Source organism: Streptomyces sp. NBC_00996 (genome assembly GCF_045162675.1).
Classification (GTDB): domain Bacteria; phylum Actinomycetota; class Actinomycetes; order Streptomycetales; family Streptomycetaceae; genus Streptomyces.
The window spans coordinates 6,698,051-6,712,016 of the sequence record NZ_CP108723.1 but is presented as its reverse complement, the minus strand read 5'-3'; the positions used below and the strand labels follow the sequence as shown (position 1 = coordinate 6,712,016).

Below are 13,966 nucleotides of genomic sequence, written 5' to 3'. Positions count from 1 at the left end.
CCCGTCACCTCCTCGGGCAGTCTGCGCTGCCCCGGGTGGTCCCACCCGTGGGCGACTGAGTGATCACACAGTGCTTCATCCGGCCGTCTTCCACGGTCCCGTAGTTGTACTCGATCTCGGTCGGGATTCCGCTCCCGCTGTTCCCGTAGTGCGGGATGACGGATATCTCCAAGTGCTTGCCCGACTTGATGGCGTTTCTGATCTCCCTTTCGACGCCATGGTTGAGATACGGCGTGTTCGTCTTCTCGTACTCCGCCACGAGGTTCCTCAGATCGATTCCGGATCCTGACGCTGCCGCGGGAATCAGATGACCATTGGCGGCGACGTACCCCTGGCCTTCGATCTCCCGCATACCCGGGGGCTTGGTGGAGCTGTTGGTGTTCGTGCCCGGCGCCTTGCGGCCCTTGTTGTAGTCACTGATATCCAGCAGGCCGTACACGCCGGTGGCCCGGCACTGCTCACTGTTCTCGAACGTGTCGTAGTAGCGCTCACGCGGAAGGTATACGGCATGTCCCGTAGGACTCACGCCGGGACCGTCGTCGCACTGGTCGTCGTCACGCGTACGGCCGTCGTTCTTGCCTCCGGGGTTGTCCGTCGGCACAGGCAGAGTCTCCAAGCTGTCGCCCGGCTCGTACCCGTCGTCGTCGACGAGGTCCAGCATGTTGAGCGCACCGACGACCAGCTTCACCACGTCGCCGGGCTCCCAGCCGCTGTTCTTCGGGTCCCAGTCGGGCTTCGGGGCCGGGCGGGTGGGGGCGGGCTTCGGGTGCTTGCCGTTGTTCGGGTTCTGGTCGATGGGCGGCTTCGGCGGCGCGAGCACGGCCTGCGCGACGGCGCCGGATCCGGCGTGCGCGGCGGCCTGGGAACCGTAGTAGTAGTGCGGGTACGGGTAGTAGTGCGGGTACGGGATCCGGGCGGTGCCGGCGTGGCTGGAGCCGCCCGAGCTGTGCGCGGAGGCACGGAACCGGTCGGCCTGGGCCCGGATCGCATCCGCCGTGCCCGCGTAGGACTGCGACAGTACGTGGCTGGTGGTGTGGCTGTAGTGACCGGTCGTCGTGCCGGAGTCCCCCCACGACCAGTCCCAGTCGGACGAGTGCTGGCCGGCCTGCCAGGCGGCGTACGCACTGGTCAGGGTGATGCCCAGCTCGACCGCGCCGATGCCCTCACCGATGCAGAGGTCCCACAGGCAGTGCCCGCTGGGGTCGGTCCCGTCGAGCGGTCCACCGTTGGCGTAGCCGTACCGGTTGGCCTGGGCCGAGGGGCTCGGGTCGAGCTGGTAGGTGTCGCGGGAGGTGAAGGTGCCGGTGCCCGGCCGGTACCAGCGGGCGGCCATGTTGACGTCGCCGCTCGCCGGGTCGGTCCAGCCGGACTGGTAGCCGACGGCCGCGGTGGTGCCGTTGGTCGCCGTCTGTGTGCCGAAGGGGTCGTAGGCCGTGGAACCGGTCACCTGAGTGGCGTCGGCGTTGAGGCCCGCGACGAGGTCCGTGTGCTGGTCGGTCAGCGCCCACTGTGCGGTACCGCCGGTGGAGATGGACAGCAGGGCGCCGTCCGGGGTGCGGTCGTAGGCGCTGGTGCCGTCCGTGGCGAGGTTGTTGGAGCCTCCGTCGTAGGTGAAGGTCGTCGTGCCTCGGGTCTGGACGCGGTCCAGCGAGTCGTACGTGTAGGCGGCTCCGGCCTCACTGGTCTTGCGTTCGAAGGCGTCGAAGGCCGACGTACGCGGTGTGCCGCTGCCGTCGTCGACGGAGGAGAGGGTGCCGCGTGCCGTGTAGGTGAACTCCGTTGCGCCTTCGGTGAGTTGGCGGTTGCGGGCGTCGAAGGTCGAGGTGACCGCACCGGCCTTGGTGCGGTTGCCGGACGCGTCCCACTCGTAGGCGGTGGTGCTGCCGTCATGGGTCCAGGCGGTCATGCGCCCGGCGTCGTCGTAGGCGTAGCCGTTGTCCCCGGCGCCGGCGGTGCCGGTGGTCTTCTTGGACGTCAGGCGGTCGTCGAGGTCGTAGTCGTACGTCGTGGACGCGACCGTGGTGGTGTCGTCCGGGCTGGTGACCTTGTCGTCGTGCAGGCGGCCCAGATCGTCGTAGCTGTACACGCGCTTGCCCGTGACGGTGTAGTCCGTGGCGCCCGCGGGCTTCGTCGCGTACTGCTCAAGTCCGGGCCGTCCGGCGGCGTCGAAGTCGTACCAGACGTCGTTGCCGGTCAGCTCGTCCCAGGTCCAGTCCAGGCGCCCTTCGCTGTCGTAGCCGTAGTCGGTGTCGCCCGCCGCGGTCTTGCGGTGGGTCATACGGGCGTCGGCGTCGTAGGTGTAGCCGGCGGTGCCACCGGGGCCGTCCGCGGTCAGCAGCTCGCCGCGGTCGTTGTACGTGTACGTGTTCCGGGTCAGCGCGTCCGCCGTGCCCACCGCGGTGAGACGGCCCGCGAGGTCGTACTCCAGGGTGCGGTCCGTGGTGGCCGCCTCCGCGCCGGTGCCCGTCTCGTGGGTGAGGCGGCCCAGTCCGTCGTAGGTGCGCTCGCGCTTCACTCCGCCGGGCAGTAGCTCGGTGACGGCCTGTCCGGCGGTGTCGTAGGCGGTCGTCCAGGTACGGTCGGCCGCGTTCGGATGTGCGGTGGTGGACGGTTCGATCGTCGACTCGGGCAGGCCCCAGCTGTTGAAGGTGTAGACGGTGTCGTTGCCGCGGCCGTCGGTCAGGCGTGTGCGGTTGCCCGCCGCGTCGTAGCCGAACGTGGTCGTGATCGACTCCGTGCCCGAGACCGGTTCGACCTGCTGGGTCATCCGGCCCAGCGCGTCGTAGGCGAACGTGGTGCGCGCCTTGGTCTGCGCGGAGATCGTCGCGGTGCGGTGGCCCTCCGTGTCGAACTCGGCCGCGGCCGTGCGCAGCGCGGTGCTGCCCGTGCCGTAGTCGGTCGTCGCGGTGACATCGCCCAGTGCGTCGTAGGCCGTGGTGCTCCGGCGGTTCGTCGCGTCGGTGGTCTCGGTCCTGCGGCCGAGCCCGTCGTACTTGTAACCGGTGGTGCCCGCGGGGTCCGTCACGGACGTGATCTCACCGGCCGCGTTGTGCGCCACCGCTGTGGTGATCCCGCCGGGAGTCGTCGAGGCGGTCTGGTTGCCCGCGTCGTCCCAGGTGTAGCGACCGGTGAGGTTGGTGAGGCTCGGATAGCGCTCGACCCTGGTCGCGGTGAGCTGCCGCCCGAGTTCGTCGTACGTGCCCTCCGTGCGGGCGCCCGTCGGGTCGGTGGCCGACAGCTGGTGTCCGGTGGGCGTCCAGGTGTACTGGGTCACGCCACCGCCCTCGGCGTCGGTGGACGGGCCCGTCACCAGGCCGGAGTCGGGCTGCGCCTGCAGGGCGTCGGCCGCGTTCGCCACCGGGTCGGTCCTGCTGGTCAACTGGCTGAACTGGTCGTAGCCGTAGCGGGTGACCCGGCCCAGCGGGTCGGTCACCGACTGGGTGAGACCCAGCGCGTTGTAGGTGGTGCGGGTGGTCGCCGTCAGGGCGGTGGTGGAGCCCGGCGGGGTGTAGTCGGGCAGGGTCACCACGGTGGTGCGGCCGAGCCGGTCGACCTCGGCGCGCGTGGTCTTCCCCCGGGCGTCCTTGGTCTCGGTCGCCTCGCCGAAGGTGTTGTAGCCGCTGAGGACGGCCGGCTCGGCGGTGGTTGCGGCCTCGCCGTTCTCCTCCGTCTTGACCTGCGGTGCCGTCTGCTGGACCAGGCGGCCCAGCTCGTCGTACCGGTAGGTCGTGGTGAAGACGGACGCGTCGGCACCCGGCTCGTTGCCGCGCGGGCTGACGGTGGTCAGCACGAGGCCGCGGTCGTCGTAGGTGCTGGTCGTCGTGTGGGTGCTGGTGCCGTCGGTGACGGTCTGCTTGCGCACGTTGCCGGCGGAGTCGTACTCCGACGTCGTCGTCAGCGACTTGTCGCCGGTGATGGACTGCGTCTGTTCCTTGACGCGGTCGTCGCCGTCGTAGGCGAAGGTGCCGACGCGGTCGAGGCCTCCCGGGTCGAGGACGGTGCGCTCGGTGCGGCCCAGGGCGTCCACGGTGTACGTCTGCGTGGTCGCGCCGCCTCCGGTGACCTGCTTGGTCAGGTGCCCGGCCGGGTCGTAGGTGTCGCTCTCCAGGACGATGTCGTGCCTGGTCCCGTCGGCCTGGGTGACCTGCTTGGCGGTCGTGGTCGCCGCCAGGCCGTCGTCGAAGTAGGTGTACGCGGTGGTCGCGCCCATCGCGTCCGTGGTGGAGGCGAGGCGTCCGGACGGGTCGTAGGCGTTGGAGACCACGGTCAGGTCACGCGTGGTGCCCGAGGGGTCGCCCGTCCAGTCGTGGAGGACGGTCGTGGCGTGCCGGCCGCGGGCCGTGTAGGTGTACGTGACGTGCGTGCCCGCCGCGTCGGTCGTGCCGCTGACGCGGCCCAGCTCGTCGTGTTCGAACAGGGTGGCGTTCTGCTCGGCGTCGGTCACGCTGTCGTTCAGACCGTGCGTGTCGTAGTGGTACGCGGTGGTGCGCTCGGAGTCGCCGCCGGTGGTGTCCTTGGCGGTCTCGGACAGCAGGTTGCCGTCCTCGTCGTACCCGCGGGTGATCTCGGCGGTGTGGGTGGTGCCGGTGATCTCGTTGTGCACGCCGGCGCCGGTCTCGGTGACGACGTGGGACGCCTGGTCGTAGGCGTAGTCGGTGGTCACCCCGTTCGGGAAGGTGTCGGAGACCTGGCTCTCGGAGGTCTTCCGGCCCAGACCGTCGTACGTGTACTTGGTGACGAGCCCCGACGGCGACGTGACCTCGGCCAGGTCGCCGCCTGCCCGGTAGCGGTACGAGGTCTTCGCACCGCCCGGCGTGGTCTGCGTGGCCACCAGGCCGGCCGGGGTGGTGCCGCCGTCCACGGCGGCCTCGCTCCCGGAGGTGTACGTGCTGGAGGCCGTGCCGCCGTCCGGGCGGACCGTAGTGGTGAGCAGGCCCTGGGCGTTGTAGGTGTACGAGGTCCGGTAGCGGTCGTCCTTGTAGTCGGTCGAGCGTTGGTCCCGGTAGCTCAACGGTTTGTCGTTGCGCGGGTCGAGCGGGTCGCTCGCGTTGAGGTAGTAGGAGCGGAAGCTCGTCCAGCACGAGTCGGCGTCGCGGCACGTGGTCTGTGACACGACGTTGCCGCGGGCGTCGTGGCCCGTCACGGTGGTGTGGCCGTCCGGGTCGGTGACGGTGTGCAGGTTCCCGCCGTTGTCGTACGCGTAACTGGTCACCGCGCCGGTCTCGTCGGTGTGCGCCACCGTGCGCTGACCGTGCAGCGCGTCGTAACCGGTGCTGCTCGTCCTCTGCTCGGGGTCGGTGACCGTCACGGTGGAGGTCAGCCCGGAGCCGGCGGCCTCGGCCTGCGCGCGGTAGTGGGCGGAGACCTGGTCGGCGGTCAGGGTGCTGCGGTAGAGGGCGACCTCGTCGACGTCACCCTTGAAGGAGTAGGTGTCCGAGGGCAGACCCATCCAGCCCGAGCTGCCGTAGCCGCTACCCACGTAGGCGTACGGGCGGGACTGCTCGGCGATGGTGCCGTCCAGGGAGCCGACCTTGACGCCGTCCAGGTAGAGGGACTGGGTGGTCTCGGCGCCCGACAGCACCACGTGGTGCCACTTGCCGTCCGTGACGGTCCCCGGCGACACGATGGGCGTCGCCCCGGAGACGCCGGACAGGTAGAACTCGCCGCGCAGCTTGCCGGCACCGTCGATGTTCAGCACCGGGCGCCAGGACGTCGGGGTCTGGCCGACGGGCGCGTTCTGGAAGCTCATCAACACGGCCGACGCCGTCGACGTGCGGAACCACATCTCGGCGGAGAGGTCGGTGGTGCCGGAGGGGATGGAGCCGGGTATCTGGATGTTGCCGCCGCTGCCGAGCAGTGCCGCCCGGTTGTCACCGGGGCCGAACACACCGTCGTCGTGAAGCGTGGAGTAGTGGACCTGGCCTCCGTCGACATCGAAGGTCGCGTTCATGTCCGGCCCGCCGACCTCGCTGTGGAGGGTGGTGCCCGTCCCCTCGCCCAGCCTCCAGTACGCGGCGGGCGCGTCCGCGACGGTCACTCCGCCGTACTGGTCGCCGGTGCCCTTGACCAGAGCCGTACGCGCCTGGACGTGACGCGTGGGCGTGTCCGCGTAGCCGGGCATCGAGGACAGCAACGGCACGTAGAGCCAGGTCGTGGTGCCGTCGGAATTGGTGACCTTGGTGAAGTGCACCAGTTCCTTGTCGTAGACGGCGACCTCGTCGATCTGCCCGGTGAAGTTCCGGTAACCGCCTGCCTGACCGTCCCATCCGGTGGAGGCGTAGCCACCGCCGATGAACACGTGCGGGTGGCGCAGCGTCTCCACGCCGCTCCTCGTGCTGCCCTGGTAGCTGCCGTCCACGAACAGGGCCTGGATGCCCTCGTTGCCGGTCAGCAGCACGTGGTGCCACTTGTTGTCGGTGACCGCCTCCTTGGACAGGATGCTGGTCGCGCTCGGCGTGAACTTGCCGCGCACCTTCCCGTCCGCGTCGATCAGCAGCATGGGCCGCCAGCCGGTCGGGGTGTCGCCGAACTCCGCGTTCTGGTTGGTGGCCAGCACTCCCGGCTGCGTGGTCTTGAACCACAGCTCCACGGACATCGACGTTCCGGTGCCCAGTGATTCGACGGGCACCTCGACCGCCCCGTCACCGGTGAAACTCGCGGACGTGTCGTCGCCGTCGGCGAAGATGCCCGCGCTGCCCAACCGGGCGCCGTCGAGGTACTCGCCGGCCAGTCCTTCACCCAGTGGGCTGCTCGCCTGGGCGCCGCTGCGCTCGCCGAGGCGCCAGTACCCGGTGGGGCCGCTGCGTTGGATGGTGTCCGCGTACGAGGAGGAGGCGGTCGAGTAGGAGGGCGCCGACACCTTCCAGGTGCCGCCGTTCTCGTCGGTGTGCTGGGTCAGGCGTCCGGACACCGGATCGTAGGAGGCGGTGGCGTGGACCCGGCCGGAGGGCAGGGTGACCTTGGTCATCTGGCCGATCGATGACCGGGCGGCGTAGTGCTCGGTGACGGTCGCGGCGTCCAACGGGTGGTTGTAGACGGCCACTTCATCCATCTGGCCCTTGAAGCGGTACGTGTCGGAGGGCAGGCCCATCCAGCCGGAACTTCCGTAACCGCCGCCGATGTAGGCGTAGTCGCGGGACTGCTCGGTGATGGCACCGCTCAGCGAGCCGACCTTGGCGCCGTCGAGATAAAGGGTCTGGGCGGTGGCGGCGCTGGACAGCACCGCGTGGTGCCACTGGCCGTCCGTGACGGTCCCCGGCGACACGATGGGCGTCGCCCCGGAGGCGCCGGACAGATAGAACTCGCCGCGCAGCTTGCCGGAGCCGTCGATGTTCAGCACCGGCCGCCACGAGGTGGGCTTGTCGCCCAGCTCCGCGTTCTGGAAACCGACCAGGACTGCGGAGGGCGTGCTCGTCTTGAACCAGAGCTCGATCGCCGGGAAGGCCGCGGCCTTCAGCGTGTCCGCAGGCAGTTCGATCACGGAGTCCGTGCCGTCGAAGCCGACGGAGGTGTCCGTCGTCCCGCCGATCGCGGAGTCGGTGCCGAGCTGGGCGTCCCGATAGCCGGCCTCGTTCAGGCCGGTGCGCGAGACCGCCTCACTGGCCGCCACGGCACCTTCGCTCTCCCCCAGACGCCAGTAGGACGTCGGGGACGCATCCAGCACACCGCTGCTGTAGACCGAACCGTCGCCGTACTCGTACGCCGTGCACTTGGTGGCCGACGACGGCGGGCACACACTGGTCAGCCGGTTGCCGTCGTACGCGTAGTTCCAGGTCAGCCCGGGAGTGTTGGCGTCCACGGCGTTCGTGGTCACCGAGGAGACGTGGCCGCCGGTCCAGCTGAAGGCCAGCGAGCGGCCGGACAGGTCGTCCGTCACCTTCTGGACCGGGCCGCCGTCTGCCGTCTCATGGGTGACGGACTGGGCGCGGCCCGCGACGTCCGTGACACGGGACAGGACACCGCTCGGCAGGAAGCGGTAGGTGGAGCCGGAACGTTCCCGCAGAGTCCAGCCCTGCGTGTCGTGCGTGAGGGTGAGGGAACCACCCGCCGGGCCGGCGTAGCTGCCGTCCGTGTTCTTGCCGAACCGTGCCTGGGAACCGTCGGCGAGGGTCACCAGAGCGGTGGAGGTTTCCGGTTCCTCGTGCACCTGCATGTCCCAGCGCGTGGTCCAGCCGGTGCCGAACGCGCCGTCGACGCGCGGGTCGAGGGAGTTGTAGGTGCGGGTGACCGCCAGCTCCGGTCCGACGGTGGAGACGGCCGCGTCGGTGGCCGCCGTGACGTAGTTGCCCGCCCGGGTGCCGATCTCCTTGCCGCCGTCCGCGCCGCCGAGGTGACTGGTCACGGTGGGCTGCGGTACCTGCGTGGTCAGCAGCGCGGGTCCGGGACGGGCCGAGGTCGCGGCGCCGTCGTAGGCGTACGCGTACCAGGCGTAAGCCTGGCCCCAGGACAGCCAGCCGGTCGGCACCGCCCACTGCTGCTCGCTGCTGCGGGTGCCCTTCTTGCAGTTCTTGCGCAGGTTGCTGCCCTCGACCTCGCAGACCTCGAAGGTGTACTCCAGCGAGGACTTCGGGTAGCTGTCCGCGTCGGCGCCCTTGGCCCACAGGGTGGGGGTGAGCGAGTCGGCCGTCACGCCGCTGCCCGGTGACTCGGCGGTCAGCTGCGGCGGGATGTTCACCGAGGCGATCTTCACGGCGGGGCCGGGCACGCCCGCGGTGGTGAAGCGGCTCACCCCGTAGTCGGTCATCGTCCACTGGACCGTGTACGTGGCGGGGTCGAGAGCCGCGATCTTCGCGTCGAGCGTGACGCTCTCGCCGGGCGAGACGTCCTGCGGCATCTCGGTGTACGCGATCCTGGAGCTGTCGGTGATCTCCTTGCCGGAGGAGTCGTACAGGTTGTACCGGAGCTTGTAGTTGCCGCCTTTGGGCCAGGTCTCCTGACCCTGGTTGGTGACGGTGAGCTTCTCCACTCCCTGCGACGTGGCGGTGACCGGCGTCGTGAAATCACCGAGCTTGTAGGTGGCGCCGTACTTCGTCCAGGTCACGTCCAGGCTCGGCTTGCCGTTCGGGTAGTCGTCGGACCCGAACTGCTTCCACCCCTTGGAGTCGGTGGTGGACGCCTTCACCGCGACGCCGTAGTTCTTCTTGCGGCCGTGCGTCCAGTCGTCCACCAGCTTGCGTCCGGCCGAGCCGAGCTTGATGCCCTCCCACGCCGGTCCGCACGACCAGGTCGTCGTGCCCTCCGGGCGCCAGCCGTGCGCGAAGCTCTTCGAGGCCAGCGACGAACCGGTCGCGGGACCCGGGTACTTGGTGGTCGTGGACTCGGACCAGTTCGAGGTGATCGGGTGCACGGTCACCGGGCGCGCCGTGCACGACTGCGACCAGGTGTTGTACAGGGCGAGACTGGCGTTGACCACCCAGGCGTTCTTGAGGGTGCTCTCCACGCCGGTGAAGCGCAGGAACGCCGCGGCCTTGTGGCTGCCGCCGTCGTACGTGCCCGCCTTCAGCACGGTGTCGGAGGCGAAGTTCTGGTCGTACGGGTACTCGACGTACGTGCCCGACGTGGAGTCGAACGACTTGACCGAGGGGTCGACGCGGACCGGGAAGACCCGCTCCGGGGCGCTGAGCCAGTGCTTGTCGAGCTTGACGACGAGGACCTGGCGGCCGTTGTCCTTGGTCAGGTTGTAGGTGACGCCGGAGGAGACGGCACCCTCGTTGGAGTCCTTCGCGAAGTTCGAGTCCTGCATCCACCCGGCGGGGGTCCAGGCGCGCTCCATGCCTTCGGCGTCGGTGAACACCACGCCGCCGTGGTCGTCGATGCGTGCTGTGAGCCCCTGGAGATCGAGCGGGAAACGCCACTCGGTGGGCGCGTCCGCATTCTTGAGGACCAGGGTCTCCTTGACCGAGTCGCTGCCCGCGAGGAACTCCAGGTCGGAGTGGGGGCGCAGGCCCGCGTAGGTGACCTTGCTGCCGCCGGTCTGCCCCGTGGAGGCACTCGCGCCGTCCACGCCGTAGCCGACCGACAGGCCATCGCCGACCTGCATCCGCACAACCTCGTCAGCGTCGGCCGAGCCGGCGAAGTCGATCCGCGACTCGGTCGAGCGGGTCTCCCAGCCCTCGTCACCGACGCTCATCGTGCTCGGACCGGAGGTGTCCTGACGGACGAGGGTGGTGTCGATGGCCTTCCAGCTGCCGTCCTTGCCACGGAAGTTGATCGGCTCGGTGTAGAAGCGAGTCGTGTAACTACCGTCCGGGTTCTGGAACGTCCGCTGCCGTTCCTTGCGTTGGCCCCTGACCTCCTTGCTGCGCTTGGAGTCGAACCCCTGGACGGCGGGCACGCCGGGCACCTTGGTCTCCTTCACCGGCCCCGGTTTGGGCAACTTCGGCGTGCCGCCCAGCCGGGTCGTCCCCGTCTCGCCCTCGGCGGGCAGTTCGCCGCGTCCGGTGAGGGGGCCGACGTGGCCACCCTTCGCGGACGCGTCCGTGGCGTCCGACGGGGCGGTATGGCGGCGACCGGCCGCCGACCCCCACCGCTGGTCGGGAGCGTCCCCCGCGGAACCATCACCCGCCCACTGGTCAACAGCCAGTGCAGCCTGCTGGGTTCCGGCCAACACGGCCATAACGAAGGCGACGACAACGACAAGCGGACGTGCGGGACGCACGAAATCCCCCCAAATTCAGTGAAACAAGAGGGGGCAAGTTCTAAGCGATCTCGCGAGAAACATACAAGTCATGCACATGACTTCATGGATATGAAGTGACGAGGCACACAAGAAATTTACCATCAAAGCGATGCATTCCAAGCGCACCCCGCTCCGCCCCCCTGGCGTGACCCAACTCACATAAGAATCCCGCGAGCTGAAGGGCAACCCTTCTCACGGGTCACAGGTCTCACGTACGCAACCACCGGCCACACCCGCGCCCCACACGCGGAGGCCTCCCCTACTCGCGTGCTGCAATGTCGTGGCACACCAGACTTTCGAGGTCTTCATGAAGCTTCGCCGTGCCCTGGCCGCTGCGGCCGCGACGGCTGCCATAGCTCCGCTGGCCCTCCTGTCGGCGCCGGCCGCGTTCGCGGACGGCGAGACCCCGACCGTGGCTGAGAGCACTCCGGCCGCCGAGGACAGCACCCCTGCGGCGGACGAGAGCACCCCCGCGGCCGAGGACAGCACCCCTGCCTCCGACGAAAGCACCCCCGCGGCCGAGGACAGCACCCCTGCCTCGGACGAGAGCACCCCCGCCGACGGCGAAGCCTCGCCGAGCGCCTCCAGCTCACCGAGCGACTCCACGCCGCCCTCCCCGAGCCCGAGCGCCGGGAACAGCGACTTCGACCCGTACAACGACTGCAAGTCTCTGCACCAGGACGACCAGCTCACCGCCACGATCTCCGGGCTGCCCGGCAAGATCGTCGCCGGTTCGGGCTGGCACAACTTCAAGTTCGCCGTCGAGAACGACTCCGACAAGGACCTCAAGAACGTGTGGGTCAACGCGCTCACGGAGTACAACGACGACGTCCACGCGGACGACTCGCTGTCTCTGAACCTGGCCACCATCCAGGTGAAGCAGGACGGCAAGTGGAGCAACACGTACCATGAGTCTTTCGGCAGCACGACCCTCACGGGCAGCTTCGCCGCCGTCTTCGACACCCTCCAGGCGCACACGTCGACCGCGCTCGACCTCCGCGTGAGCGTCAAGGCGTCGGCCCCGGCGGGCTCGTCGTTCGCGCTGAGCCAGGCCGTGTACGCGGGCAAGGGCACCTCGTGCTACGGCAACGGTGACTTCTACGACTTCGAGGTGCTCGCAGCCGGCAGCAAGACGCCGGGCGACGTCGGCGACTCCAAGCCGAACGGGAAGAAGCCCTCGAGTGTCAACGAGAACGTGAAGCCGCAGGGCGGGGTCAAGCCGGTCACCGGCAGTCTCGCCGAGACCGGCTCCAGCTCCGCCCTGCCGATGATCGGCCTCGCCGGCGGTCTCGCCGTCGTCGCCGGTGCCGGTGCGGTGTTCGTGGTCCGTCGCCGCAAGTCGGGTGACGCGACCGCGTAAGGCGGCCGGACACAGCACACGTAGGCATCACGCCTCGTACAAGAAGAAGGACCTGCGCTCGGAGGGGGGCGCAGGTCCTTCGTCGTATGGATGACGGGGTACGGGTTACGACTTCGGCGGCACCGTCGGCATCCCCAGGAACGGCAGCTTCAGCGCGCCGAACGCCTCCTCGGGGACGGCGGGGTGCTGCGGCTCCACCGGCTTGAGACGCTCGTACGCCGCCCCGTGCGCCGGACGCGGATCGGCCTCGCCCTTGTTGGGCCAGTACGACATCGCGCGCTCGGCCTGGGCGGTGATGGTGAGCGACGGGTTGACGCCGAGGTTGGCGGAGACGGCGGCGCCGTCGACGACGGAGATGCCCGGGTGACCGTACAGCCGGTGGTACGGGTCGATGACGCCCTCCTCGGCGTCGGCACCGATCGGGCAGCCGCCCAGGAAGTGCGCGGTGAGCGGCGTACCCATCAGCTCGCCCACGTTGCTGCCCGCGAAGCCGTTGATCTCGGCGGCGATCGCGGAGGCGCCTTCCGAAGCCGCCCTGATCTGCTTGGGGTTGGGCGCCCCATGGCCCTGACGGGCGGTCAACAACCCCTTTCCCGTGCCCTTCGGCTTCAGGTAGGTGGTCAGTGAGTTGTCGAGCGACTGCATGACCAACCCGATGATGCTCCTCTCGGACCAGCGGCGGTTGGAGAGTGAGCGGGCCACCAGGATCGGGTGCTTCGCCGCGTTGGCCAGCCAGCCCAGGACCCTCGACGAGCCCTCCGCGTAAGGGACTTGGAGGATGGACAGGCCACCCATCGAGTTCGACCCCTTGCCGTAGCGGACCGGCTCGATGTGGGTGTTCTCGTCGGGGTGGATGGATGACGTGATGGCGACTCCGCGCGTGAAGTCGACCTTCGGCTCACCGGTGGCCTTGCGGTAGCGGCGGTTGTCGGTCTGTGCGCCCACCAGCGCCTCGGAGTTGGTGCGGGTCAGCTCGCCCAGCCTCTGCGAGACGTACGGCAGTTGGCCGCCCGCCTTCATACGGTGCAGCAGGGTCTGTGTGCCGTAGGTGCCGGCCGCGAGGACGACCCGGCGCGCCTTGAAGGTTCGTCCCTGTCCCTTGCGCTTCTCGTCCGTGGGGAGGGTCTGGACGGCGTACCCGCCCTGCGAGTCGTCCGTGACCGACACGACGGTCGTCATCGGGTGCACGACGGCGCCCGCCTTCTCGGCCAGGTACAGATAGTTCTCGTTGAGGGTGTTCTTCGCGCCGTGGCGGCAGCCCGTCATGCACTCGCCGCACTCGGTGCAGGCCTTGCGGGTGGGGCCGGCGCCGCCGAAGTACGGGTCGGCGACCTCCTCACCGGCCTTGGCCTTCACCGCTCCGTCGGCATCCTCCCCGTCGCCGAAGAAGACGCCCACCGGCGCCATGTGGAAGGTGTCGCCGACGCCCATCCGCTCCGCAGCCGCCTTGAGATGCACGTCCGACGGCGTCATGGTCGGGTTGAGCCGCACGCCCAGCATGCGCCGGGCCTGGTCGTAGTACGGCTTCAACTCCCCTTCCCAGTCCGTGATGTCCTTCCACTGCGGGTCCTCGAAGAAGGGCTTCGGCGGTACGTAGAGGGTGTTGGCGTAGTTCAGGGACCCGCCTCCGACGCCCGCTCCCGCAAGCACCATCACGTTGCCCAGCAGATGGATGCGCTGGATGCCGTACATGCCGAGCTTCGGGGCCCAGAGATAGTTCTTGATGTCCCAGGAGTTCTTGGGCAGCGCGTCGCGGGTGAAGCGGCGGCCCGCCTCCAACACCCCCACGCGATAGCCCTTTTCGGTGAGCCGGAGGGCGGTCACCGATCCGCCGAAGCCGGAGCCGACGACGATGACGTCGTAGTCGTAGGCGCCGTCATCCGAGTGGTGGACAGAGTTCTCCTGTGACACGTGCTGCTCTCCTCGTT

Annotated in this window: 3 protein-coding genes; 1 reads left to right on the top strand and 2 read right to left on the bottom strand. The window is 69.2% G+C overall.

The features are described 5' to 3' along the window. Positions 1-4 precede the first annotated feature (4 nt). Positions 5-10,615, bottom strand: coding sequence for a LamG-like jellyroll fold domain-containing protein (locus OG390_RS31615; protein WP_406177949.1), 10,611 nt, complete (start codon positions 10,613-10,615; stop codon positions 5-7). 343 nt (positions 10,616-10,958) lie between these two features. Between OG390_RS31615 and OG390_RS31610 the strand changes: the two genes are divergently transcribed. Continuing rightward, positions 10,959-12,038 (top strand): LAETG motif-containing sortase-dependent surface protein, encoded by a 1,080-nt coding sequence (locus OG390_RS31610; RefSeq protein WP_406172801.1) that lies wholly within the window; start codon positions 10,959-10,961, stop codon positions 12,036-12,038. A 105-nt stretch (positions 12,039-12,143) separates the two neighbouring features. Here the strand turns inward: OG390_RS31610 and OG390_RS31605 are convergent, their stop codons facing one another. Then, positions 12,144-13,949: a GMC oxidoreductase gene (locus OG390_RS31605; protein ID WP_406172800.1), complete on the bottom strand. Its 1,806-nt coding sequence runs from the start codon at positions 13,947-13,949 to the stop codon at positions 12,144-12,146. Positions 13,950-13,966 lie beyond the last annotated feature (17 nt).